The 25,683-nt window shown below is 30.7% G+C and carries 20 protein-coding genes; 13 read left to right on the top strand and 7 right to left on the bottom strand.

The features are described 5' to 3' along the window. Positions 1-196: 196 nt before the first annotated feature. The 4 genes from L2Z92_RS03210 to L2Z92_RS03195 all read right to left on the bottom strand — a co-directional run bounded on the left by L2Z92_RS03210 (position 197) and on the right by L2Z92_RS03195 (position 5,764). Complete coding sequence (locus L2Z92_RS03210) at positions 197-2,506, bottom strand: glycoside hydrolase family 65 protein (protein WP_236457410.1); 2,310 nt, start codon at positions 2,504-2,506, stop codon at positions 197-199. A 3-nt stretch (positions 2,507-2,509) separates the two neighbouring features. Next, positions 2,510-3,166: a beta-phosphoglucomutase gene (pgmB, locus tag L2Z92_RS03205; RefSeq protein ID WP_236457409.1), complete on the bottom strand. Its 657-nt coding sequence runs from the start codon at positions 3,164-3,166 to the stop codon at positions 2,510-2,512. Positions 3,167-3,168: 2 nt separating this feature from the next. Then, a complete protein-coding gene (locus tag L2Z92_RS03200) occupies positions 3,169-4,536 on the bottom strand; it encodes an MFS transporter (RefSeq protein WP_236457408.1) in 1,368 nt (455 codons plus the stop codon). A gap of 205 nt (positions 4,537-4,741) precedes the next feature. Continuing rightward, positions 4,742-5,764, bottom strand: a complete 1,023-nt coding sequence (locus L2Z92_RS03195; RefSeq protein ID WP_236457407.1) for a LacI family DNA-binding transcriptional regulator — start codon at positions 5,762-5,764, stop codon at positions 4,742-4,744. Positions 5,765-5,990: 226 nt separating this feature from the next. On the opposite strand from L2Z92_RS03195, the gene L2Z92_RS03190 reads away from it, so the two are divergent. From L2Z92_RS03190 to L2Z92_RS03165, 6 genes are all read left to right on the top strand, one after another. Then, entirely contained in the window at positions 5,991-8,933 is a 2,943-nt protein-coding gene (locus L2Z92_RS03190) for a SusC/RagA family TonB-linked outer membrane protein (protein WP_236457406.1), read from the top strand. Positions 8,934-8,944: 11 nt separating this feature from the next. Then, a complete protein-coding gene (locus tag L2Z92_RS03185) occupies positions 8,945-10,540 on the top strand; it encodes a RagB/SusD family nutrient uptake outer membrane protein (RefSeq protein ID WP_236457405.1) in 1,596 nt (531 codons plus the stop codon). Between the two features lie 16 nt (positions 10,541-10,556). Continuing rightward, complete coding sequence (locus L2Z92_RS03180) at positions 10,557-11,642, top strand: SusE domain-containing protein (RefSeq protein WP_236457404.1); 1,086 nt, start codon at positions 10,557-10,559, stop codon at positions 11,640-11,642. A gap of 20 nt (positions 11,643-11,662) precedes the next feature. Beyond that, positions 11,663-13,129, top strand: coding sequence for a SusE domain-containing protein (locus tag L2Z92_RS03175; protein ID WP_236457403.1), 1,467 nt, complete (start codon positions 11,663-11,665; stop codon positions 13,127-13,129). 70 nt (positions 13,130-13,199) lie between these two features. Continuing rightward, positions 13,200-16,067: an alpha-amylase family glycosyl hydrolase gene (locus tag L2Z92_RS03170; protein ID WP_236457402.1), complete on the top strand. Its 2,868-nt coding sequence runs from the start codon at positions 13,200-13,202 to the stop codon at positions 16,065-16,067. A gap of 94 nt (positions 16,068-16,161) precedes the next feature. Beyond that, positions 16,162-16,611, top strand: coding sequence for a hypothetical protein (locus L2Z92_RS03165; RefSeq protein ID WP_236457401.1), 450 nt, complete (start codon positions 16,162-16,164; stop codon positions 16,609-16,611). Positions 16,612-17,044: 433 nt separating this feature from the next. Here L2Z92_RS03165 and L2Z92_RS03160 read toward each other — a convergent pair whose 3' ends face one another. The 3 genes from L2Z92_RS03160 to L2Z92_RS03150 form a co-directional block, all read right to left on the bottom strand. Next, the gene (locus tag L2Z92_RS03160; RefSeq protein WP_236457400.1) at positions 17,045-18,703 is read right to left on the bottom strand and encodes a S8 family serine peptidase; all 1,659 of its coding nucleotides are present in this window, start codon (positions 18,701-18,703) and stop codon (positions 17,045-17,047) included. Positions 18,704-18,722: 19 nt separating this feature from the next. Further along, the gene (locus tag L2Z92_RS03155; RefSeq protein WP_236457399.1) at positions 18,723-18,953 is read right to left on the bottom strand and encodes a hypothetical protein; all 231 of its coding nucleotides are present in this window, start codon (positions 18,951-18,953) and stop codon (positions 18,723-18,725) included. A 135-nt stretch (positions 18,954-19,088) separates the two neighbouring features. Then, positions 19,089-20,777 (bottom strand): AraC family transcriptional regulator, encoded by a 1,689-nt coding sequence (locus tag L2Z92_RS03150; RefSeq protein ID WP_236457398.1) that lies wholly within the window; start codon positions 20,775-20,777, stop codon positions 19,089-19,091. A 751-nt stretch (positions 20,778-21,528) separates the two neighbouring features. Between L2Z92_RS03150 and L2Z92_RS03145 the strand changes: the two genes are divergently transcribed. The 7 genes from L2Z92_RS03145 to L2Z92_RS03115 all read left to right on the top strand — a co-directional run bounded on the left by L2Z92_RS03145 (position 21,529) and on the right by L2Z92_RS03115 (position 25,664). Then, positions 21,529-21,759 carry a hypothetical protein gene (locus tag L2Z92_RS03145; protein WP_236457397.1) on the top strand — a complete coding sequence of 77 codons (231 nt, stop codon included), beginning with the start codon at positions 21,529-21,531 and terminating at the stop codon, positions 21,757-21,759. Between the two features lie 19 nt (positions 21,760-21,778). Beyond that, positions 21,779-22,021 carry a hypothetical protein gene (locus L2Z92_RS03140; protein ID WP_236457396.1) on the top strand — a complete coding sequence of 81 codons (243 nt, stop codon included), beginning with the start codon at positions 21,779-21,781 and terminating at the stop codon, positions 22,019-22,021. Positions 22,022-22,069: 48 nt separating this feature from the next. Next, the gene (locus L2Z92_RS03135) at positions 22,070-22,753 is read left to right on the top strand and encodes a GLPGLI family protein (RefSeq protein WP_236457395.1); all 684 of its coding nucleotides are present in this window, start codon (positions 22,070-22,072) and stop codon (positions 22,751-22,753) included. A gap of 45 nt (positions 22,754-22,798) precedes the next feature. Beyond that, the gene (locus L2Z92_RS03130; protein ID WP_236457394.1) at positions 22,799-23,530 is read left to right on the top strand and encodes a GLPGLI family protein; all 732 of its coding nucleotides are present in this window, start codon (positions 22,799-22,801) and stop codon (positions 23,528-23,530) included. A 165-nt stretch (positions 23,531-23,695) separates the two neighbouring features. Beyond that, positions 23,696-23,986, top strand: a complete 291-nt coding sequence (locus tag L2Z92_RS03125; RefSeq protein ID WP_236457393.1) for a hypothetical protein — start codon at positions 23,696-23,698, stop codon at positions 23,984-23,986. A 53-nt stretch (positions 23,987-24,039) separates the two neighbouring features. Next, on the top strand, positions 24,040-24,786 hold the full coding sequence (locus tag L2Z92_RS03120; RefSeq protein ID WP_236457392.1) for a GLPGLI family protein: 747 nt from the start codon (positions 24,040-24,042) through the stop codon (positions 24,784-24,786). A gap of 170 nt (positions 24,787-24,956) precedes the next feature. Then, a complete protein-coding gene (locus tag L2Z92_RS03115) occupies positions 24,957-25,664 on the top strand; it encodes a GLPGLI family protein (protein WP_236457391.1) in 708 nt (235 codons plus the stop codon). Positions 25,665-25,683 lie beyond the last annotated feature (19 nt).

Below are 25,683 nucleotides of genomic sequence, written 5' to 3'. Positions count from 1 at the left end.
CGATTTCATAGATTAAATTTTTTTTGTTTTTTTATTTTCCGTAAAAGCTTATCCTTGTTTTACGGTTTATTCCCAAAGTTATCTATTTGTCTTTTTTAATCATAATTTCTTTCTTTTTTATTCTCTAATGGAAGAATATGTTTATCTAAAAAAATATAAGCCATAAAAGAATGCTCTTATGACTTATATGAAAAAATTATACGGTAACTAAATGGTTTGGCTCCACTAAAATTTCTTTACCAAAAACAGAGACTTTAATTGCAGTAGTACCTTCTTGAGAAAATTTAGTTTCTTTTTGAGATACTTCAACTTTTAAAATTTGATTTCTGAAATTAATTTTAAAAGAATATCCTTCCCATTGGTTTGGAATTCTTGGCTCAAAATGTAATATATCATTTTTAACTCTCATTCCTCCAAAGCCTTCCACAATACTCATCCATGTTCCTGCCATTGATGTAATATGAAGACCTTCGTGAACTTCTTTATTGTAGTCATCTAAATCTAAACGAGATGTTCTTAGGTAAAAAGTATACGCTTGTTCCATTCTTCCTAAAACAGCTGCTTGAATAGAATGTACACAAGGAGAAAGGGAACTTTCATGAACAGTGAAGGGTTCATAAAAATCAAAATGCCTTTCTAGTTGTTCTTTCGTAAAATGATCTTCAAAGAAATAGAATCCTTGTAATGTATCTGCTTGTTTTATATATGGAGAACGTAGAATTCTGTCCCAAGACCATTTTTGATTAATTGGTCGTTGCGATTTGTCTAAATCAGCTACTTTTATAAGCTCTTTGTCTAAGAAGTTATCTTGTTGAAGGAATACATCATGTTTTTCTGAATATGGGAAGTACATGTTGTCTGCCACTTTTTTCCATTCATTTAATTCAGGTTCATCAAGATTTACTTTGCTCATAATACGTGAGTAATCATTGCTATATTCAGATTTTACTTTTTCAATTTGTTCGTAGGCATAATCAATACACCATTTTGCAATGTAATTGGTGTACCAGTTATTATTCACGTTGTTCTCATATTCATTCGGACCTGTAACACCAAGAATTACATATTTGTCTTTGTCTGATGAAAAAGTAGCTCTTTGATGCCAAAAACGAGCGATTCCAATTAATACTTCAAGTCCCTTTTTTGGAATGTATGAATAATCACCTGTGAAACGATAGTAATTGAAAATAGCAAAGGCAATAGCTCCATTTCTATGAATTTCTTCAAATGTAATTTCCCATTCATTATGGCACTCTTCACCATTCATGGTAACCATTGGATATAATGCAGCTCCGTTTTTGAAACCTAGATTGTTTTCGGCATTTTCTATTGCTTTGTCTAGTTGGTTATAACGATATTCTAAAAGGCTTCTTGCAACATTTTGATCTTTTGTTGCCATGTAGAAAGGAATGCAATAAGCTTCTGTATCCCAATAGGTAGAACCACCATATTTTTCACCTGTAAATCCTTTCGGACCAATGTTTAAACGAGAATCTTTACCAAGATAAGTTTGGTTTAATTGGAAAATATTAAAACGAATACCTTGTTGCGCCTTAACATCCCCTTCAATAGTAATATCGCTCATTTCCCAGATTTTAGCCCAAGCTTCTTTCTGTTGTTTTAATAATGTATCGAATCCTAATTTGTTTCCTTGATCTAATACGTTTTTGGCTGCGCGAATTAATTCTTCTTCTTTGTGATTTGTAGAAACAGTATAGCCACCAAGTTTTTCAATAGCTACTGTTTGACCTTTTGAGGCTGCAATTTCATAAGTAAAAGATATCGTGGTGGCCTCTTTTTGTACCTCAACAGGTTTAACATTTGCAGAAATAGTATTCACCAGTATGCTATTTTGCATATATGTAGCAACGGAGAACTTAGTTTTTAAAGTGCGAGCCATTATAAAAGCACTGTTTTCATCGTGTTTTACTTCTAATGTTTCCCAAAATTTTTCCTCCCAATTAGTGTCTTCGTTTTCAATTCCTGTATCTAAGTAGGGTTTGAAAGCAACTTTAGCATCACTATTAATAGGTGTTACTTCGTATTTTATGGCTCCTAATTCATCTATGTCTAAAGAAAGAAAGCGTGTAGTGTTTACTTTTATTTCTATTCCGTTTTTAAGAATAGCATTGAAAGTGCGATTGTACCAACCTTCTTTCATATTTAATTCACGTCGAAATTTTTTAATTTCGCAACTTGCTAAATCAATGTTTTCTCCATTGATCTCTACGTTGATACCTATCCAATTTGGAGCATTTAAGACTTTTGCAAAATATTGAGGATAACCGTTTTTCCACCAACCTACTTTTGTTTTGTCAGGATAATAAACTCCTGCAATATAGCTTCCTTGGAAAGTGTCCCCAGAATATTTTTCTTCAAAATTAGCACGTTGTCCCATAGCACCATTCCCGATGCTAAATAAACTTTCAGAAGATTTTACTCTTTCAGCTTCAAATCCTTCTTCAATAATCGACCAGTTGTTTGGTACAATATAATCTTGATTCATTTTTTATCTATTCACTAAGTTATCTATAAAATTTATGTCGATATGAGTAAAATCAGGAAATACAAAATTGGCTTCCTGTAATACTTCTTTGTCTCCAATTCCTATGCTTATCATATTTGCAATGTTTGCTGCTTGAATTCCAGCAACAGAATCTTCAAATACAATACAGTTCTTTGGATTGTCATTCATTTTCTTTGCTCCTTGAAGGAAAACTTCAGGATCGGGTTTTGCATTGGTTACATCATTACCATCAACAATTGCGTCGAAATAGTGCATAATGTTTGTCTTCTCTAGTATAGGACGTGCATTCTTACTGGCACTACCTAACACGATATTGTGTTTGTTTTTTTTAAGATAATCTAAAACAAATAATACTCCAGGTAGAATTTCACTTTGATCTATATCGTCTATATAGGACAAGTATTCTGTATTTTTTTGTATGAGCCATTTGTTTTTGTCTTCTTGCGATGCTTCAATATTTCCAATAGCGAGAATTAATTCTAATGATTTTACTCTGCTTACTCCTTTTAGTTCTTCGTTGTGTTCGGGTGTAAATTCGATACCTAATTGAGATGCTAATCTTTGCCATGCTAAAAAGTGATATTTTGCAGTGTCAACGATTACTCCATCAAGGTCGAATATGAATGTTTTAGTATTCATGTTTAATCGATTTGAAAGCTAATTGCTTTTTTTTCGGTTATTAAAAAGTTACATAATCCTGCAATTATTAATGATGCACCAGCTAACGTCATTGATGCAATTGCAGTATTTCCAAATAGTTTTGATATATAGTTAATGCCTCCTAATGCTGCAATGATTTGTGGTAATACAATAAACATATTGAAAAGACCCATCATCATTCCCATCTTTTTTTCATTTACAGAACTAGATAACATTGCATAGGGCATTGAAAGAATACTTCCCCATGAAATACCAATTAGAATAAATGAGATGTTTAGATAAAATGGATTTTCTATATATTTCATCATTAAAAAACCAATTCCTCCAAGAATTAGCGAGAACATGTGTATGTATTTTCTATTTATTCTAAATTTTGATGTATAGAAAGTCAATAGTAATGCAAATCCCATTGATGAAAGTCCATAAATTCCCATTGCAGAACCTACAGAGTCAGCAGCAGATTGATATTTAGCTCCAGCTTCATTAAATTGTGCTAATTGAGTTGCATCTTCTAGATTATAATTTTTTTCAATTGGTGCGGGTGCTTTAAAAACATGTTCTGTTAAAGAAGGAGTTGCAAGACTCCACATGGTAAAGAAAGCAAACCAGCTGAAAAATTGAATTACACCTAGTTTTTTCATTGTTGATGGCATCTCTTTTAATGAAGAGAAAAGATCTTTAATGAAACGAGACTCTTTCTTTTCTTTTTCAAATTTTTCTAAGTTTTCGGGCGGATATTCTTTAGTTGTAAAAATGGTATATAGAATACTTATTAAGAATACAAATGCACCAATTGCAAATGCAATCTTTACCGACATTGGAATAATTCCAGGAGCAGCTTCGTTACTAACGCCAAGTTTTGTAATTAACCAAGGTAAATTACTAGCTACCCATGTTCCAATACCTATGATTAATGTTTGCATAACAAAGCCATAGGATCTTTGAGAATCTGGAAGTTTGTCAGCAACCAAAGCTCTAAAAGGTTCCATGCTAATGTTAATTGAAGCGTCGAGAATCCATAGGAAACCTGCTGCTATCCAAAGTGCAGGGGAATAGGGAACAAAAAATAAAGTAATGGAAGATAATATAGCTCCTAATAAAAAATAGGGCTTTCTTCTTCCTAATCTAGAATGCCAAGTATTGTCACTTAAGTAACCAATAATGGGCTGAATAATTAAACCGGTTAGTGGAGCTGCAATCCATAAAAGTGGTATTGCGTCCTTTTCAGCACCTAGAGTTTGAAAAATTCTTGACATGAATCCTCCCTGTAGGGCAAAACCAAACTGTATCCCTAAGAAACCGAAACTCATGTTCCAGATTTCCCAAAAACTTAACTTACGCTTTTCCATAATATCGTAATCTATTAAATTATTTACGATAAGCGTTTATGGCTTATCAAAACTTTTATTCTTTAGAAGTGAAATACAAGCTTTGATAGAGTACAAATATAGATTTAAATTTAATCTAATAACTATTTTTTAGTAAGTTTTTTTCTTCCTGTTTTTTGTTTTTTAAAATGTAAAGTATTGTTTTTTAGATCATTGAGTGTTACTATCACGTTTTCGTAGATTCTCTTTGAATTAGATTTGTTTCTATTACTTCTGTACGATATCTTTCGTTTTCTTCATCCTCATCTTCAAGTCTTTCAATTAGCATTTCTGCTGCTTTTCTGCCCATTTTAACTCCATTCTGACTCACTGTTGTTATGCTTGGAGAGGAGAATTTTGATATAATTCCATCAGTAAAACCAATAACAGATATTTCTTCAGGAATTTTTATTTCTTTCTTCGTTACTGCTTTTATGGCTACTACGGCAAATAGTTCATTAACGGCAAAAACAGCATCTATATCTTGATTTGATATTAATTTTTCTATTGCTTCAGAACAATTATCTATATCTTCTATTTTAATGATTAAATCATCGTTTATGTCAATTGAATGATCTGTAAGAGCTTTTAAATAGCCATCTGTTCTTAGTTTTCCAACGCTTACATAGTCCACTGTAGTAATTAAAGCTATTTTTTTGCGTCCTTCTTCAACTAAAAAACTCACTGCTTGATAGGCGGCAAGCTGATCATCAATAATAACTTTATCAGATAAAATTTCATTGGCAACTCTATCAAACATAACAATAGGCATTCCTTGATTAATTACCTCTTGTAAATGATGAAAATCTTTTTTTTGTTGCGTTTCTTTAGATAAAGACATAATAAAACCATCTGTACTTCCATTTGCAAGCATCTCTAGGTTAATAACTTCTTTATCGAACGATTCGTCTGAAAGACATACAATTACATTATATCCTTTTTCATTAGCAACTTGTTCTATTCCGCTAATTACTGTTGCAAAGAAATGATGAACAATCTCAGGAATAATTATACCTATAGTTTTAGTTTTTTTATTTTTTAAACTTAATGCAATGTTGTTGGGCTTGTAATTATATAACTTTGCAAAAGCTTGTACTTTTAAGCGGGTATCTTCGCTAATTTCGGAACTATTTTTTAGAGATTTCGATACAGTAGAAATGGATACATCTAATTCTTTTGCTATTTGTTTGAGTGTTACTTTACGTCTCATGAAATTTTTAATAAAATTCAATATTTTTAATAAAAGTACTTTTATTTTCTTAGTATCACAATTTTTACTCTAAAATCTGTCAGTTTTAATAAAGTTTTCAACACGAAAACGTTTTCGGTGCTGTATAAACAAATCTTAGTTTTTTTATCTCGCTTTTTTACATAAATTTAACATTAGAAGTGATTTATAAGCATAATAATATAAGCGTTTAACCTAAATAAAATGTATGAAAACATTACAAAAAAAATTATTTCTTTTCATGCTCATGTTGCCTTTAGGGATGTTTGCACAAAACATTTTGAAAGGTACTGTATTAGAGAGTACGACACAACAGCCTTTGCCTAGTGTTAATGTAGCAGTAGAAGGAAGTAGTGCAGGAGCTGCTACCGATTTCGACGGTATTTTCTCGCTGTCTAACTTGAAAAAAGGAGATAAAATTGTTTTTACTTACCTTGGTTTTGTAAAACAGACTATAGAATATAATGGACAAAAAGAAATAACAGTCTTTTTAGTAGAAGACACTAACCAATTAGAAGGAATTGTTGTGATTGGTTATGGTACTGTTAAGAAAAAGGACGCAACTGGAGCGGTAACAACTATTTCTTCAAAAGAATTTAATAGAGGTGCAGTTGTAACAGCTGAAAATTTATTAAACGGTAGAGTTGCCGGTTTAACAATTAATACGAGTGGAGCTCCTGGTTCTGGTTCTGAAATAAGAATTAGAGGTGGTGCTTCTTTAACGGCTTCTAATGATCCTTTAATTGTTATTGACGGTCTTCCCATAGAGAATTCTTCCAATACGGGTTCAACTTCAATTTTAGCAGCATTAAATCCTAGTGATATTGATTCCTTTACAGTTTTGAAAGATGCTTCTGCAACCGCTATTTATGGTTCTAGAGCCTCAAATGGTGTTATTATTATAACAACAAAAAAAGGAGGGAAAGAATTAAATGTAGATTACAACTTTCAATATGCGGCAGGAAAATTAGTTAAGAAAGTAGCTGTTTTTTCTGCGGATGAGTTTAGAGATATTGTTGCAACACAATATCCAGCAGGTGTTGGACTTTTAGGGAATGCGAATACAGATTGGCAAGATGCAATTTATAGAAGAACAGATTTAATTGATAATAATGTTTCAATTAGAGGGAGCTTATTTAAAAAAATACCAGCAAGACTGTCTTTAGGTAATACGTATCAAGAAGGGTTGAGGTTAACAAACGAGCTAAACAGAAATACTATAGGATTAGCGTTAAATCCAACATTTTTAGATAATCATTTAAAAATTAATATAGCTGCAAATTATGCAAATGAAAAAAATAGGTTTGCAGAAAATGTTGAAGGTTCAGCAATACGTTTTGATCCAACACAGCCAATTTATGATGTGAATTCGCATTATGGTGGTTATTTCGAATATTGGAATCAAGCAACAAATCCAGCCAATGCAGAATTAACACCGAGTGTGGTTAGAAATCCTGTATCTCAATTAATTCAAACAAATGATAGAGGTATTAATAATAGATTGTTCGGTAATTTTGGAATAGATTATAAATTACATTTTCTACCAGATCTTAGAGCAGTAGTTAATTTAGGTTTCGATCAGTCTAAAGGAGAAAGAAGTAAATCGGTTTCACCATTCACAGGATCTTCACCGAATAATGATAACAAAACATATGGTGCTGATGAATTTACAGATGAGATTAGAATAAATAGATCATTAGATACTTATTTTAACTATAAAAAAACGTTTAATTCTTTAGAGGTAGATGCTACAGCGGGTTATTCTTATCAAAAATTTGAAGGGCGTAAGTTTACTACAGGTAATATTCTTCAGCCTAATTACACTAGTAATATAGCAGATGTAGATAGTTATCCAGATTTAGTTTTGATAGGTTTCTTTGGAAGAACAAACTTTACTTATAACGATAAGTACGTTCTAACATTATCCTATAGAAGAGATGGTTCTTCTCGTTTTTCTGAAGAAAATAGATGGGGGAATTTTCCAGCAGCAGCTTTCGCATGGAAGTTGAAAGAGGAGTTTTTAAAAGATTCTAAATTAGTTTCCGATTTGAAGTTAAGAATTGGTTACGGAGTTACAGGACAACAAGATATTAATGATCGTTTGTCTTATTTACAACAATATGTTACGGGAGGGAATTCATCGCAATATATTTTTGGAACTCTAGCAACTCCGATCGCAGTTTCTACTGCTTTTAATTCTAAATTAAAATGGGAAGAAACTACGACATATAATGTTGGTTTTGATTACGGATTGTTCGATAATAAAATTACAGGAACACTTGATGCATTTTATAAAAAATCAGAAGATTTATTGGTTAGAACAGCTTTGCCTGATGGAGGAAACTTTTCAAATAGAGGAGTTCAGAATGTTGGAGATATGACCATTAAAGGAATTGAACTTTCTGTAGATGCAACAATAGTTGAAAATAATAAGTTTAAATGGAATGTAAATTTTAATGCTACAAAATTTGAAAGAAGAATTGATAAGCTAGCATTAGATTCTGATATTTTATTAGGTGATATAGGTACAGGTACGGGTGGAACTGTTCAAATTCATAGAGAAGGTTTTACTCCTTTTTCGTTCTATGTTTATAAGCAGCTTTACGATGCTAGTGGAAGTCCAATTGAAGGAGCTTATGCAGATTTGAATGGTGATGGAATTGTTAATGGCGAGGACAGATATGTGTATAAGAATGCTGATCCAGATGCTACTTTCGGTTTTGCGAATTATATTAATTATAAAAATCTAGATTTCTCTTTCAATATGAGAGCGAGTATAGGAAATAGAATTTATAACGGAGTAAATGCGGGTAATGCTCAATATAATTTACTAAATCAACAATCTTCGGCATTAGGAAACGTACCAACTTCTGTTACAGAAACAGGTTTTACAACTACCTCAGACGTTATTTTGTCTGATTTATATATTGAAAATGCTTCATTTTTAAGATTAGACAATGTAACTTTAGGTTATACTTTTCCTAAGTGGCTAGAGGGTAAGGCGTCTTTAAGGCTTTATACTGGTATTCAAAATGCTTTTGTTATAACTAAATATTCAGGTTTAGATCCAGAAATAACGAACAATGGTATTGATAAAACAATTTATCCAAGACAAAGATCTGTATTGTTTGGAGCAAATATTAAATTTTAAAAAATATAACTATGAAAAATTTTAAGTTTAATTTGTTAACGTTAGTAGGTCTTCTACTGTTGTTTTCTTCTTGTACAGACGATTTAAATGTTACGCCAGATGATGACGATGTGTTAACAGCTGAAGAGTTTTATTCTCAACCAGGTGCATACAAACAAGCACTTGCTGGGGTTTATGGTAATTTATCGTTAACAGGTACTGGAGACGCAGGTTCTTCTTTCTTAGAAGGCGTTGATGCAGGAACGAGTCAATATGGTAGATGCTTGTGGTATATGCAAGATTTAACAGCAGATCAAATAATATGGAGTTATGAAAATGACCCAGGAACGAGAGAATTACAACGAAATATATGGTCTGCAGATAATCCTATTGTTTTAGGGATGTTTAGTAGAACAATGGTTGAAGTTGCAATTGCAAATGAGTTTTTAAGACAATCAACTCCTGAAAAATTAAGTTCTAGAGGCATTACAAACTCAAGTGAAATTGCAAATATTAATCAATATAGAAGTGAAGCTAGAGTGCTAAGAGCATTAGCATATTATAACTTGATGGATTTGTTTGGAAAAGCACCTTTTATAACAGAAGATAATCCAGTCAATTTTCAAGGTCCAGAATACAATAGACAGCAACTCTTTACTTTCATCGAGTCTGAAATTAATACTGTTTTACCAAGTTTAAAAGCACCAATGGCTAATGAGTATGGAAGACTGGATCAAGCAGTTGCAAATATGATTTTAGCTAAGATGTATTTGAATGCTGAGGTTTTTATTGGGCAAAACAAATATGTTGAGTGTGTAACAAAATGTAATGAAATAATTGCTGGTGGTTATTCTTTAAATGCAAATTATTTAAACAATTTCAAAAAAGATAATCATACTTCTTCGGAAATAATATTTACACTTCAATCAGATGCTGTAACAACTCAAAATTATGGGCCAACAACTGTTTTGTGTAATGGGCAAGTAGGTTCTATTGAGGCAAATGGAAGTGCCTTTGGAGTTGGTGGATGGGGTGGAGCTATTCGTTTGAGAAAGCAATTTTCTCAAGTTTTTAGCGATCCTATTTTTACAAATGATACGAGAAATACAATTATTTCAGCGGGAAGAGATATCGAAATTACGTCTATAGCAGATAAGGACCAAGGTTATGTGTTTGGTAAATATTCAAATATTTCATCAACAGGAGTTGTTGGTTCAAATTCAACGTTTGTAGATACAGATTTTCCTTTGTTTAGATTGGCAGATGTGTATTTAATGTATGCAGAATGTGCTGTCAGAGGTGCTTCAAATGCAACAATGGCTAATGCTGTTTTGTATGTTAATATGCTGAGAGAAAGAGCTAATAATGGGGCAACGACAGCAAACATTATTGCATCTGACTTAACGCTTGGTTTTCTTATAGATGAAAGATCTAGAGAGTTGTATATGGAGTCTCACAGAAGACAAGATTTAATTCGATTTGGAAAATATACTGGAGGAAGCTATAATTGGGCATGGAAAGGAAATGGGTCTAATGGAATTGCTATTTCAAATAATTTAAAAGTTTTTCCAATACCAACGGCTTCTTTAGCCTCAAACCCTAATTTATCTCAAAACATTGGGTATTAATTAAATGTAAAAGAAAATGAAAAAAATATCAATTTTTATACAAACTGCATGTGCAATTTTTTTTCTGAGTTCATGTGAAGATACAATGGATGATTTAAAGGTTGCAGAGACTAATCCAGTAGTTCTGTCAGAATTAGCAATCTCTAATATTGAATTAGATCCTGTAAATAACAATAACCCAGCGGTTACTTTTAATTGGACAATGGCTAATTACGGACAACAAACAGCTGTAAACTATAGTTTAGAACTTTCCTCAGATGCTGCTTTTACAAACCCTGTAGCAACAGGTACAGTAAATGGGAATAATACAATAACGCTTTCTGTAGCAGAATTGAATACTGCAGTTGGTAATGTAGGTTTGCCTCCATTTGCGTGGAACGCAGTTTATGCTAGGATTGTCTCGTCTGTAGGAACACAGACTAGTTTACCAGTAGCATCAAATAGTATTTCATTTAATGTGTATCCTTATTTTAATTATCCGTTTATGGATTATTATTTGGTAGGAAATGCAACTGCTTCAGATTGGAACAATAACAATAATAATAACCCTTTGTTTAGAGATGCATCTAATTCAAAAATCTATCATTATACAGGTTTTTTTGGAGCAGGTGAATTTAAGGTGTTAGAAACAAAAGGGCTTTGGCAACCACAATGGGGTACTAATGATGGTTCTAGTATTGATGTAAATACAGGATCAGGATCAGATCCTGGTTCTTTTCCAAGTAATAACAATCCAATTGCAACTGCAGGATATTATTCGTTTACAATTAATTATGCTACGAATACATATTCTTTTACTCCTTTCGATATTGCCGCTTTACCAAGTTATACAACAATGTCTTTGCAAGGGACAGCAATTACAACAACAGCAATGAATCAATCTAGTTTTGATAATCATATTTGGTATGTGAATGGCTTGCATTTAACGCCTGGAGATTTGCAGTTTTTAACGAGTGCAGGTTCTGTTTGGGGTGGTTCAACTTCTTTTTCGGGAACAGCTACTTTAAATGGTGAGAATGTTCCAGTAGTTGTTGAAGATGATTATGATGTTTGGTATAATGATTTAACGGGGCATTATATATTAATTCCGTTGAATCTATAATCCTTTAAAAAAATAAAAATATGAGTTTATATATAAAAAAAATAACTAGCCTTTTGCTATTATCATTAGTTTTTATTTTTACAGCTTGTGATGATGAAGAAAGTCTAGAAATAAAAACGCCAGATGCAGCATTTGTTTTGCAAGAACCAGGAATTAATAATGTTTTTTTAAATTTTGGACTTCCACAAAATTCAGCATTTACAGTTACATGGAATGATAACTTAACAGGAGCGTCTAGTTATGGAGTTGAAATGTCTTTAAATGCAGAATTTACGAATGTTGTAAATTTAGGAAACTCAAATTCTAACACGTTTTCTATATCAGTTGAAGATTTAAATACAGCAATTCATGATGCGGGCGCAACTACATTTAGAGATATAGCAATCTATTTAAGAGTTAATTCAGGAAGTATTTTAAGTAATTCAGTTCTTTTTCTAGTGACCACATATCCAACAGATCCAGCAGTATTTACAAGTCCAGCAGCAAACGATAGCTTTGTGTTGTCTATTGGCTCAACATCAAGTGTTGCAATTACAACAACTTGGACAGATGCTGTTTTGGGATCTAATTTAGGTATAGATGTAAGCTATACAATAGAAGCAGCATTGTCTGGATCTGGTTTTACTTCTCCTGTTGCAGTTGGTAATGTCGAAAATTTAACGACTTTAACTTCAACTCATGGCGATTTTAATTCTGTGGCTTTAGGAATAGGTTTGGTTGCCGGAGTTGCCGGAGATATGGACTTAAGAATTGTAGCAAGAACAACGAATGAAAATGGAAGTGTTTTGGAAAGAATTTCTAATCCGCTTACTATATCTGTAACTCCCTTTAGTGTTGTATTTCCAAATTTATACTTTGTAGGTAATGCAACTTCTTCAGACTGGAATAATAATAACAATAATACACCTGTTTTTAGAAACCAAAATGTACCTAATAATTATGTTTATACTGGCTATTTTGGAGCAGGAGCATTCAAAATGCTAGAAGTAAAAGGACAATGGACTCCGCAATGGGGAACTAATGATGGAAGTACGCTTGCAGTTAATCCAGGAGGTGGTTCAGATCCAGGTACATTTAATGTTTCTACGGCTGGATATTATACTTATAACTTTACAACTGTTGGTCAATCTGGAACTTTTACTGTTGCGCCATATGATGCTTCAGCAGCACCTGTCTATACAAATATGGGGATTATTGGTGCAGCTATTGGTGGTTGGGGTGATTCTGATGAAGTTAATTTTACTCAGGATGCTAATAACCCTCATCTATGGTATGCTTTAGGAGTGGTTTTTACTTCTGGAAATGAGTTTTTAATTAGAGCAGATGATGCTTGGGCAAATGTATGGAGGTATAATGGTTCTCAGAATCAATATGGAACAGCAATTTTAGCAGGAACAGGAAGTAATTTTCCTTTCACTGAAGCTTCTGGTAATTACGATGTTTGGTTTAATGATTTAGATGGAAAATATATAATTATTCCTCAATAAAAAAAAGGTTGTCTAAAAATTTAGGCAACCTTTTTTTATAGATTTAAGTGATAATAAATAAAATATAAATATGAAAAAAATTACTGTAATATTAACTTTTTTAATTTCTGTGTTTGTTTTTTCGCAACAGCAAACAATTACATATTCTGTTACTCCCGCTTCTTTTGATGAGAATCAAAATATTACAATAACCATAAATGGTAGTTCAGTAAATGAAGCTACTTGGGGTGTTGCAGGGAATGCATTGTATTTGTGGACTTGGTCATTTGATAGTAATGATGTAAATATTTTAGATTGTCCAACGAATGGTTCTTGGACTAACTCTAATGAAGCAAATCGATTGACTTATAATTCAGGAAACGATACTTATACAATGTCATTCGTACCTTCAAGTTTCTATGCAAGAACTAACATGGGGAGAATTGGTTTTTTGGTTAAGGCAAAAGATGGTACTGGAGATAAAAAATCACAAGATGTTTTAGTAGAAGTAGGTTTGTTTCAATCTACATTAACATCACCAGTTGTAAGCTCAACAACTATTATAAATTCAGGAGGAAGTTTGTTGGTCGAAGCAAACAATAATAATGGAATTGCAGATTATAATTTAAAAGCAAATGGAGTTTCTATAAATACAGTTTCAGGAGTAAATACATATTCATATAATCATACGAATATCGTTTCAAATCAAAATTATGTTTTAGAGATAACACAAGGTGCAATCACGCAAACAAAATCGTTTATGGTAATTGTTAACCCTTCTACTGTGTCAGAAGCAATGACAAGCGGATTAGAAAATGGGATTAATTATTTGGTTGATAATACGAAAGCAGTTTTAGTATTGGAAGCACCAGGTAAAGATTTTGTATATGTTGCAGGGAGTTTTAATAACTGGGAACCAACATCTTCTTATGCAATGAAGAAAGATCCAGCTACAAATAAATTTTGGTTGGAACTAACCGGGTTAACAGCTGAACAAATTGAAAGTTATCAATATTGGGTTGTAGATGAAACACCAATTGCAAATTCTCCTATATTGGTAAAAGTTGCAGATCCTTGCTCAACGCTAGTTTTGTCTCCGTTTGATGATTCTTGGATTCCGTCGGCAACCTATCCAAATTTACCAACTTATCCTGTTGAACAAGAACGAGAAGTTACTGTGCTTCAAACAGGTCAAACGCCTTATAATTGGCAAGTGACAAACTTTAACAAGCCTAATAAAGATAATTTGGTGGTTTATGAAATTTTGATTAGAGATTTTGATGCTGATAGAAATTTTCAAGATGTTATTGATAAAATAGATTATTTGAAAAATTTAGGAATAAATGCAATAGAGTTGATGCCAATAATGGAATTTGAAGGCAATGAAAGTTGGGGATATAATACTTCTTTTCACATGGCGTTGGATAAGTTTTACGGCACAAAGGATAAATTGAAAGAATTGATAGATTTGTGTCATCAAAATGATATAGCGGTTGTGTTGGACTTGGCTTTTAATCATGCTTTTGGAAGAAATCCAATGGTAAGAATGTGGATGGATGACCCAGATGGAGACGGTTGGGGAAGTCCAAGTATAGAAAATCCATATTTTAATACAGTTGCAACGCACAGCTATAGTGTTGGGGAAGATTTTAACCATACATCTGATTATACAAAAAACTATGTGAAGCAAACGTTGAAATATTGGATTAACGAATTTAAGATAGATGGTTTTAGATGGGATTTAACGAAAGGATTTACTCAAAATGCAACAGGGAGTGATGCTTTGACAAATCAATTCCAGCAAGATAGAGTAGATGTGCTTAAAGAGTATGCCGATTATTCATGGAGTTTGGATCCAGATCACTATGTAATTTTTGAGCATTTAGGATCTGATACAGAAGAACAAGAATGGGCAAATTATAGAATAGGAGAAGGAAAAGGAATAATGATGTGGGGAGAATTGTTTTCATCTTACAAACAGTTGGCTTTAGGATACGCTTCTAATGGAAATATTTCAAGAATGGGGCATGTTAGTAGAGGTTTTACAGGAAAGCGCTTGATGGGTTATCCAGAAAGTCATGATAAGGACAGGTTAATGTATGAAGCGGTGACTTATGGAGCTACTGGAGGAACAAGTCCTGTTGGAGGAAATTTACCAAATGCATTAAATAGAGCAGGAGCTATTGGGGCAACAAGTATTTTAATTCCTGGTCCAAAAATGATTTGGCATTTTCAAGAATTAGGAATGGACGATTCTATTTACACATGTTCTAACGGAACTGTAAATACAGAGTCTGATGGAATTGCAGGCGATTGTAAGTTAGATACGAAGCCACAACCGCAATGGACTGAAAATTGGTTAAATGATCCTGTTAGAGGAGCGATTTATCAAGATTATGCAAAATTGATTCATTTAAAAAATCAAGAAGTAGTTTTTAATGGAGAGTATACGATAAGTCCTGAGTCTGGAAATAATTTAAAGCAAAGAATTTATATTTATGATAATTCATTGCCTTCAACTGCATTAAAAAATGTAGTTGTACTGGCTAATTTTTCCACATCAGATCTAACGATTGTTCCCGATTTTCCATATACAGGAAATTGGCATGATTTAATGGATGATACTTCTTTTGTTGTTACAAATACTGCTGCTCCTATATCAATTGCTGCGGGTGAATTTAAAGTGTATGGAAACGAGGCAAGTGTCCTTTCTTCTGAAGTCTTTGATAGTTCTAAACAAATTATAGTCTATCCAAATCCAGTTAAGAATGTGTTTTCTGTTTCGACAGAAGTTGAAAAAATAGAATTATTTGCTGTTACTGGGCAAAAAGTTAAAACTTTTTCAAACGTATCTGCTAATAATGAATTGAATGTTCAAGATTTAGAGAGAGGAATATATCTTGCGAAATTGTTTTATAATGATGTAAATTTTGTTGTGCAAAAAATGGTAAAACAATAAATATTTGAGTTTTGGTTGTTTTTAAGAGCACTAATTTTAACTAAAAATTAGTGCTTTTTTTATACTATATTTTAAATTTTGGTGTTATAGTTCTATGAAAAAATATCTTTTAATTGTATTAGGAATGAGTATTGTTGGTTGCAAATCAATAGTAAAAACCGATTTTAGAGACGACTTTAGAGGAATGAACGAGAAAGAGGTGGCTGTATTTTTGAAAAAAAATAATGCAACTTCAAAAGAAAAAAGTATTCTGTTGTTAACGCAAGGTTTTAAAGGAGAGAAGATAGAAGTTAAGCAGAATGGTAAGAATGTCTATTCTTCCTATCCAATTACAAACTTAAATAATCGTATTGCAGACTATTTTAGCGTGAATAACCAAAACGATTTAATTATTCTAGATAATTTCTCAAAGAAAGAGTTGGTAGTGACTTCTAGAAATTCCAAAAAACACAAATTTATTTATGTTATGAAGATTCATGAAGAAAATAGTGTTAGGTATAAGATTACATATAGCAATACACTTAAGAGTGCATTCCATTTTTAAAACCTGTGACATTTTTTATTGACAAAAAAAAATGTCACAGATTTTGTGACATTATCAAATTCAAACGAAAAATGTCACACTTTCTGTGACAAACTGAAAAACAAATATATTTTTGTCACCACTATTTGTAGTAGAACGATAGTATAGTAGAGCAAAAAAAATGCCAAATTCATTATTACTCATTTATTCTTAATATATGCTCCTATTATGTCATCCTACAGGTCTAATCAATTTGCTAAGAAGAAACAATAAATAAGATGAAGTCGATGTAATAAAATTTACATTAACCTGAGTGATTTTCGATAGAAAACTATATACAAGAAAAAATTCATTAAAACGATTCTCGATACATGGTTTGTAAAATTGCTATTCGCATTCTACAAACCCTACTCGAACGGATAGAATACAATTAAAAACTATTAAACTCTTTTCACTATTTCTTCTTACTCATTTCCGCTGCCATTTTCATAGCATTATAAGTATTGAGCACTTTTCCAGTTTTGCACAGCTCAGAAAAGTGTACCATTTCATTTTTTGTTCCCGGTTTAACAACCATCTTGTCAATAGTAACACCCGATTCTAAAATAATATTTTTCACTTCTTGTACCGTTAAGTTCGGATAATACAACCAAATTAAGGCAGCCGTTCCCGAAACCATAGGAGTTGCAAAGGAAGTTCCTGAATCAAATTCATACTGATTATCAGGGATAGCTAAATATATTTCCTCTCCTGGAGCAAAAAGATCTACATTTTTTCTGCCATAATTTGAATAGTCAGAAATTATAGTGCTATCAATCCTTTTTGATATAGATCCAACATTAATAAAATTATCAACTATTTCAACATTTTTTGTCTTTGAGCAATCTATTGGGTAATAAAGTTCTTTATCAATATCAGTTGAACTATTCCCTGCACTATGAACTATTAAAACATTTTTTTTATTAGCGTATATTAAGGCTCTTGCAACTCTTTCATGTTCTAATGAAAACTCTTTCCCAGAGGACATATTAATCACTTTAGCTCCATTATCTACAGCATAATAAATAGCATTTGCAATATCTTTATCAAATTCATCACCGAATGGAGAGATATTTAAAGTCATCAATTTAATGTTATTATGAAACCCTTTTACTCCTTTATTATTATCTCTATTCGCTGCAATAATACTTGAAACTTCAGTATTATGCTTTTTTAATCGAAGATTAGAGTCTAGTTTATTGTTGCCATATCCCTTTTCAAGGCTACCATTCTTAATTCTTGCTCTATCATTATATTCGAAGTTTAATAATTTGTTAACAATAGAATCTTTATGCCTACTCGAATTTTCCATTAACTCAATTGTATATCGAAACTCTTTAATCGTTTTCATATAAAAAATCAAATCTGGGAATGACCTGCAAGTGTCATTTTCTTTTATTCTATCTCTAAATGTTTTATCATCTATTTTATGCAATTGATACAAGCTATCTAATTGTTTTGCTGTATAATCTTCTTTAGGAAAGTAGTGTTTCAGCGTATCTTTAGCTGGATAATATGCAGAAATCAACATCCCCTCAATTTTTAAGTAATTCCTGTAATATTTATTTGTTCTTTCATATACTTTTAAGGCTTTTTGATATTCTTGATACAAAGAATTATTTTGATTTTTAATACTATCACTATTTTCAAATTCTTCTCTATATTTATTAATGAAGCGAACATATTCAAAATTTGAAAAAGCCTGAGTATCGCCATCCCCTATCCCTATAAAATTCCAACCATTAATATCATCAACATAACCATTGTTATCGTCATCAATACCATTATTCGGAATTTCGTCTTCATTAATCCATAATTGTCCTTGTAAATCTTCATGATTCAAATCAATTTGTCCATCTAATGTTGCTACAATTATTTCTCGATTTATTTTTTTAGGTTTTTCATTGTACCATTTTTCTAAAGAAATGCCGTAGATACTATCTAAAAAAGAATCCTTATGATGCCAGAGATTTACCAAAGTATCTGTCTTTTTATAAGTATCAGAAGAATTATTAAAATAAGACTTACAGGATACAGTTAAGACTAAGAAAAACAAAAAAAGAGATACTTTCATTACTTTACTATTTATTATGCTAAAAATCTGTCTGACAAGGTATACTAGAATCTGGATCATTTGGATTGTTTGGATCGTTTGGGTTATTTGGATTATTTGGATCGTTTGGTTTTTTTGGGATTTTTGGTCTTGTTGAATCAGTTTGAGTACCATCTCCAGCTCCAGTTCCTCCAATTATTACTCTCTGATTTCTAAGTTTAGCGATTTCAAATTTTTCTAAATTAAACTTTTTTTTTGTTTCTTTTTTCATAATATTATATTTTGAATTGTTGTTTAACAAATATAGTTTTGAATTATAAAAAACATATCATAAAATGTAAAGTAGCACACGGAATTCATGAATTCCGTGTTTCAAAACCAGCATAAACAACTAAAAACAAACTAATTAACCTTCTTGTAATTTTTTAACAAAATAGGAAGGTTTAATTCCCGTTCTCTTAAAAAAAGCGTTTGAAAAAGCTTCTGCATTGTTGAAACCCACTTCTTCTGCAATGGCTTTAATAGTATATTTTCGTATTTGCACATTGTTTTTTAATTCCGAAACAATATAGTCAATTCGTAAATCATTAATATAATGCACAAAGCTTTTTTCCTTTTTAGTATTAATTATTGTGGATAAATATTTTGGATTTGTCCCAAAATCTTGAGCTATATTGTTTAGGGAAATATTAGGTTTCAAAAACTGTTTCTTCTTTTCAAAAGCTGCAAGTTGTTTTAATATGCTGTTAGCTGTTTCTTCAACAATATTTAAATTATTGTCTTTTATTTTACTTATTACTTCAATCTCGTTACCAATATTATCACCTTCTTCTTTTGTTTGCATTAAAGACTCAAAGCGTTTTTTATAGACTTTTTTTTGCTGGATTTGTTGTATAACCAAAAACAAACTAATTATGACAATTACTCCTAAAACAGTCATTATACCATAATTACTTTTTTTATCTTCATGTAATCCTTCAATAATTTCCTCCTTTTCTCGCATTAAATTTGGAATATCATACTCTTTTTTAAATTTCTTAGTTAATTCTTTATAATTAATCTGAAAAATACTATCTATACTCATTAAGGTGTTGAGATAATATAATTGCTTTTCTTTATTACCATTCTCCCTATAATATTTAATCAAATAATGATACCCATGAACAAACTCAGGGGTTATATATTCTAATTCTTTATAAACGCTATCCACTTTTTCATAATATTTAACAACTTTGTCTATCTTCTTTAAACCTGTATACGATTTTGCATAGTAATAGTAAGACGCAATTTGATTCATCTTTTCATCATACTCTATCATTACAGGAAGCGCTTTATCAAGGCTGTCTATTGCCGTTTTGTAATTACTCTTTAAACATTGGGTTGCTCCTTCATTTAAAACAAAAAAACCTTTTAATCTTTCATTTTTAAATTCAATTGATGCTCTATATCCTAATCTATTATAGTAAGATGCCGAATCCAACTGATGTAACGCTCTATGTGCATCTGCAATTGCAAAAATTGTACTCACATAACTATTAAAATACCTAACTTCTTTCTCCTTATTTTTTTTATAAAAACTATAACATTGCTTATATAACTCTAATGCTTCTTCAATTTCTCCTATATCTTCAGACTTAATAATTGCAATTGCTAATCTAGCTCTAAAAATATAATCTAGATCATTATTCTTTTTTGCCCAATTTTCTGCCTTAATATAATTCTCTATAGCCAGCTTAAAATCTCTTAGTGCATCTAATTTTCTTGCTCTTTCATAATAAGCAACCATTGGAAATTTATCATTGCTTTCTTTTTCAGCATAAATAGTAACGCTATCTAAATATTTAATAGCATCATAAAAATTATGGATATTTGACATCATATAATATCCTTTTGCTATTCTTAAGTCTTTTTTTTCTTTTCTTGCCTTTAATAAATAGGCATCAGCATATTTTTTTTGTAAATCAAAATTATTTTCAGCTTCTGCAAAAGCCGTAAGTAATTCTTTGTATGTTTTACTATTTAATTCATTTTTACTTGTTTGTGCAGTGGTTAAAAAAGATAAAAAGACAAATAGAAAGATAAAAAGACGATTCATGTTTGTTTGTATATTGTTTGTTTCAAAAATAGGATATTCAGCTGTTATTCTAGCAATTTACTCCTCGGAATTCATGAAAAACTTGTCGGAATTCATGAATTCCGACATACTTTGTTTGCACAAAACTAAAAACCCCTGTAGTTTTGATTTCAGAAATAAGAAAGCTTTCGATTCCTATTTAACGGCAAACGAAACAATAACAAGCAATTTCTTTATACAATTTCTAAAAATATAGATTGGGTTCATTGGTTTGGTTTTTCCATAATAGAAACATAGACGAAAAAAAATGGAATTGCTTTGAAAAAAGATAAAATAAAAAGTAGACTATGTTTCTATATGGTTTTAAATAATTAAGAAAAAAATGATTACAACACAAGTATTACAAATTGTCTTAATAATAACATTACTAGTGATTCTCTATTTTTTAGTGAAACTATTTAGAAAAGTTTTACATTTGATAGACAAACATAATAAAGAATGAGAAAAGAAAAATACTACTGCTATTTATTTTTCTAAACATATAGTCGGCCACTATTCGGGATTGTTTCAGCTGTTTGTAACCCGCACAAAAAAACGAGCATTACTAGGAATTGGGTAGCTTTCTAAAACAACACTACCAACAAAAACAAAGAAACGGTTGACTTTGCTTTTGTTTGCTTGAAAAAATCAACCTTTAAAAAAACAGTCCTACCTTAATAAATGTTTTGACGAACACAAAGTATGACTGTAATTAATTTAAAAGTACAATATTATGAAAAAATTAGGGTTTAGCATTATTGCTGTAGTCGCTTTTTCATTTATTTCAATTGCAAAAAGTGTAGAAATAAAAAGTATCGACCCAAGTTGTGATGACGAGATGTTTAACGTAATGGATTGGGCTATGGAAGAAGGCTTTGATGACCAAACAGTAAGTAACATGGGAAATTGGGCTTATGCAAATTGTTGGTTACGACAAAACTCAGAATCAAATCCTTCTTTTTAACAACTAAATTTATAACAAAATGAGAAATCTTTTTTTAATTATTTTCGTTTCTTCTTCTATAATTTGCTTTTCTAATGAAGAAGAAAAAGCTTCTACAGTTACTGGGAGCTATTGTGATGACGCTATGTTTGATGCTATGGATTGGGCAGCAGAAGCAGGTTTAGATCAACAACAAATTGCTGATGCAGGAAATGGGGCTTATGCAGAATGTTGGCTTATGAACAGGAACTTAATTCGTGATGGTGGACAAGGAGTAGAATAACAATAATAACTGCAGAGACTTAGTCTCTGCAGTTCAACATAAAAAAACATGAAAACAAAATTAACTTTACTAATTGCTATTTTTAGTCTAATTGCTATTAATGCACAAGATAATGTTGCAACTTATAATGTGTTATTCAAAGTCAACAACCCTAAAAGAGAATCTAATTTTTTTAATACAATTTCTGAAGCATCTAAAAATTTAGAATTCGAATTAAAATTTAATGACAGCATTTCTACTTTTTCTTTATCACGAAAAATGATTTTAGATGATAACAGTCCTGAAAAGTTAGCCTCAAAAATCATTAGTAAAGGAGAACATCTGTTTAAAAAGAAAGACAACCAATTATTTGTTATAAATGGGAACGTTTTTTATGAAAAACGAATTGATTCTTCTCAATGGGTTATATCTAACGAAAGCAAAACAATTCAAAACTTTACTTGTTATAAAGCTACTAAATTTAAAAAAGTAGTTAACTCAAAAGGAACATTTAACCATGAAGTCACCGCATGGTTTTGTCCAGAAATACCTTTTTCTTACGGTCCAAATGAATACAACAACTTACCTGGCTTAATAGTTGAACTCATTGAAATGCCCGCAAATCACTTTGTCTTAAAATCATTATCATTAAAAAAAGACAACACAAAAATGACAGATTTAGAAACATTAAAAGAAGTTAAAGAAGACGATTATTATAATGCAATAAAATCAGAACTTCCAAAACGACAATAGTGAGGAAATGGAAAATTTTATCAATCTACAAAACTTAACAATAACATGAAATTTCTAAATCTTTTTATCTTATTATTGAGCTTAATTTCTTTTAGTCAAAAAAACGGGTATGTTACTTATAAATCTTTTTATGCAACAACACAAGCAACAGAAGAACTCAAAGAGAGAAGCAGGATGCAATATCAAGAAGCTTTAGATGAGGAAATGATGGCAAAAATGCTTCGTTTTAAACTTGAGTTCAATACTGACGAATCTTTGTTTTATCTTTCTGAAAGCTTAATATCAGATTATGAAAGTATAAGTACTAAAAACTATGTTACTGGTGCGTTTTATGGATATGACAAATTCTATACCAATAGAAAACAAGACAGTTTGGTGGAACAATTATATTATTCATTTGCTATTCTTTTAAAAAAGAAAAAAGCTAGTTTTATCAATTGGACACTTACATCAGAAAGTAAAGACATCAATGGTTATTTATGCTACAAAGCTACTTATACCTACATTCAAAAATGGAAAGGGCGTGAGTTTCCTTGGCCTGTTGTAGCTTGGTATTGCCCAGCAATACCGATACCTATTGGGCCAACTCGATATAGTGGATTGCCTGGATTAATACTAGAACTTCATGAAGACAAACGTGGATTTGTTGTTGAGAAAATTGAGTTTACAGATATTCCTGTCAAAATTAAAATCCCTGTTGACGGAGAAGAAATAAATGATGACGAAATTAAGAAAAGAGACGAAGAATTAAAAAGAGGTATCTTAAATCAAGATTAATTATCTTTTAGTTTAGTTATTTTAATTTTAAAAAAAAAGGTAAAGAATCGGTTGACTTTGCTTTTGTTTACTTGAAAAATTCAACCTATAAAAAAACAGCCATACCTTAATAAATGTTTTGACGAACACAAAGTATGACTGTAATTAATTTAAAAATACAATATTATGAAAAAATTTGCATTTAGCATTATTACTTTAGTAGCATTTTCGTTTTCTGGAATGGCAAATGAGACTGAGAAGAAAGTTGAAGTAAAATCTATTGAAATCGTAAAGATTGAAAACGCTATTGAGATTACAACTTCAACAGAAGAAGCAGGTTCTCTTAAATGTTGGGCGTTCGGTAAATGGTTAAGAGTAAAATTAAACGCTGTTTCAGAAAACGAGGAATTAATTGATCAAACCATTGATGCCGCAGTAAGTTTATGCAATACACTTGATGATATTGGATTAATTTAACCTTTTAATACTGTTCTAGTATTTTGACTGGAACAGTATTTAATTTTTAACTCATGAAAAAAACACTTATCATTACGTTACTATTTTTAAATTTAGTAAGCTTTTCACAACTAGGACAAATTGAATATGTCGCCTCTTTCAAAAACAAGGCATCAGATTATATTAACAAAGAATTAGAAAATATTGTTGACGAAAACGCATCGGAAATATTTTATACTCTCCTTGTAAACGGTAATCAAAGTATCTTTTTTTGCGAAAACAATCTTCAAAAAAAAAGTGATAAATTAAACCTATTATATATTAATTCTAAACTGATAGGAACTATTTACAAGGACTTGGAGGGAAAAATACAAATTCAAAATAAAACTGTTTTTGGTGAAGAGTTTACCATTAAAGATTCTTTACTCTCTTACAATTGGGAAATAGATGATAAAGAAACAAAACTCATCGACAATATGCTTTGCTATAAAGCGATTAATAGACAAATTATTGAAAAGAAAATTGAAAACGAAAAAAATGAAATTGAAGTTATTAAAAAAGAAAAAAACACTATTGCTTGGTATTGTCCTTCAATAAATATAAATGCAGGACCTTTAGGTTTTTATGGTCTTCCTGGTTTAATTTTAATACTTGAAGATGATATTTTTGTTTATCAAGCTAAAAAAATAAATTTTAAATTAGATAAAAAAACGATTAATAAAATTAAACCTCCAAAAGCTAACAGATTTTTAACAAATAAAGAGTTCCAATTGGAATATAAAAAATTAAAAATGGAAAGAGAAAATATGCTAAAGAATTAATTTTAAAAACATTAAAACTTTCTATTGCCGATCATTTTGGACGCTACAAATTAGAAAAAGAAACTTATTTAAGATATAGAAAAATCATTTTAAACATTAAAAACAGCCCTACCTTAATAAATGTTTTGACGAACACAAAGTATGACTGTAATTAAATAAATAACAATGAGATGAAAAACGTATTAAATTTTACTTTAACTTTCTTTTTTGGCTATTTGTCTTTAGGACAAAACACATCAGGGAAGATTACATATAAGGTTATACCTCCTAAGATAGAGTTTAAAGATTCTACTAATGTTAATGAAATAAAATTTCTTGAAAAATTTAATGAAAATTTAAAAAGGAAAAAGTTTAGTTTATTTTTCAATACAGATTTTTCACTATTTAGAAGTGAAGAAAATTTGAATGTAGAGAATGATAAAAATTCGACAATAGAAAAAATCAACTATAACCTATATTCTAAATATTCATATTTTTTTAATTTAAAAAGTAAAGAATGCTATAAAGTTGATAATTCTGAATCTAGAATAATTATAAAATTAAATGATAAGTTAAATTGGCAAATTACAACTGAGAGTAAAAAAATTGACGGCTATTTATGTATTAAAGCAACTACAAATAAATCTTTTTTTAATAATAAAGGAGAAAGAGTTAAAAAAATTACTGCTTGGTTTTGCTCAGAAATTTCATACCCATTCGGACCACTTGATTATAATGGTTTGCCAGGTTTAATTTTAGAACTTCAGGATAATAAATTAATTTATTCTGTTGATAAAATTGAATTTGACAATAAATATTCGATGATTGAAATGCCAAAGGGAAAAATCATTTCTGAGGATGAACATTTAGAAAAACTAAAAGAACAATCAAATTTTTAAACAAAATTACTTTTTAATT

The sequence above is a fragment of the Flavobacterium jumunjinense genome (assembly GCF_021650975.2).
Taxonomy (GTDB): Bacteria; Bacteroidota; Bacteroidia; order Flavobacteriales; family Flavobacteriaceae; genus Flavobacterium; species Flavobacterium jumunjinense.
The sequence above is the reverse complement of the archived record's forward strand: the minus strand, read 5'-3'. Positions and strand labels throughout refer to the sequence as shown.

Bases quoted from the DNA above. Each gene is read 5' to 3' on its own strand.
- L2Z92_RS03210 (WP_236457410.1), bottom strand. From the start codon at position 2,506: ATGAATCAAGATTATATTGTACCAAACAACTGGTCGATTATTGAAGAA.
- pgmB (WP_236457409.1), bottom strand. From the start codon at position 3,166: ATGAATACTAAAACATTCATATTCGACCTTGATGGAGTAATCGTTGAC.
- L2Z92_RS03200 (WP_236457408.1), bottom strand. From the start codon at position 4,536: ATGGAAAAGCGTAAGTTAAGTTTTTGGGAAATCTGGAACATGAGTTTC.
- L2Z92_RS03195 (WP_236457407.1), bottom strand. From the start codon at position 5,764: ATGAGACGTAAAGTAACACTCAAACAAATAGCAAAAGAATTAGATGTA.
- L2Z92_RS03190 (WP_236457406.1), top strand. From the start codon at position 5,991: ATGAAAACATTACAAAAAAAATTATTTCTTTTCATGCTCATGTTGCCT.
- L2Z92_RS03185 (WP_236457405.1), top strand. From the start codon at position 8,945: ATGAAAAATTTTAAGTTTAATTTGTTAACGTTAGTAGGTCTTCTACTG.
- L2Z92_RS03180 (WP_236457404.1), top strand. From the start codon at position 10,557: ATGAAAAAAATATCAATTTTTATACAAACTGCATGTGCAATTTTTTTT.
- L2Z92_RS03175 (WP_236457403.1), top strand. From the start codon at position 11,663: ATGAGTTTATATATAAAAAAAATAACTAGCCTTTTGCTATTATCATTA.
- L2Z92_RS03170 (WP_236457402.1), top strand. From the start codon at position 13,200: ATGAAAAAAATTACTGTAATATTAACTTTTTTAATTTCTGTGTTTGTT.
- L2Z92_RS03165 (WP_236457401.1), top strand. From the start codon at position 16,162: ATGAAAAAATATCTTTTAATTGTATTAGGAATGAGTATTGTTGGTTGC.
- L2Z92_RS03160 (WP_236457400.1), bottom strand. From the start codon at position 18,703: ATGAAAGTATCTCTTTTTTTGTTTTTCTTAGTCTTAACTGTATCCTGT.
- L2Z92_RS03155 (WP_236457399.1), bottom strand. From the start codon at position 18,953: ATGAAAAAAGAAACAAAAAAAAAGTTTAATTTAGAAAAATTTGAAATC.
- L2Z92_RS03150 (WP_236457398.1), bottom strand. From the start codon at position 20,777: ATGAATCGTCTTTTTATCTTTCTATTTGTCTTTTTATCTTTTTTAACC.
- L2Z92_RS03145 (WP_236457397.1), top strand. From the start codon at position 21,529: ATGAAAAAATTAGGGTTTAGCATTATTGCTGTAGTCGCTTTTTCATTT.
- L2Z92_RS03140 (WP_236457396.1), top strand. From the start codon at position 21,779: ATGAGAAATCTTTTTTTAATTATTTTCGTTTCTTCTTCTATAATTTGC.
- L2Z92_RS03135 (WP_236457395.1), top strand. From the start codon at position 22,070: ATGAAAACAAAATTAACTTTACTAATTGCTATTTTTAGTCTAATTGCT.
- L2Z92_RS03130 (WP_236457394.1), top strand. From the start codon at position 22,799: ATGAAATTTCTAAATCTTTTTATCTTATTATTGAGCTTAATTTCTTTT.
- L2Z92_RS03125 (WP_236457393.1), top strand. From the start codon at position 23,696: ATGAAAAAATTTGCATTTAGCATTATTACTTTAGTAGCATTTTCGTTT.
- L2Z92_RS03120 (WP_236457392.1), top strand. From the start codon at position 24,040: ATGAAAAAAACACTTATCATTACGTTACTATTTTTAAATTTAGTAAGC.
- L2Z92_RS03115 (WP_236457391.1), top strand. From the start codon at position 24,957: ATGAAAAACGTATTAAATTTTACTTTAACTTTCTTTTTTGGCTATTTG.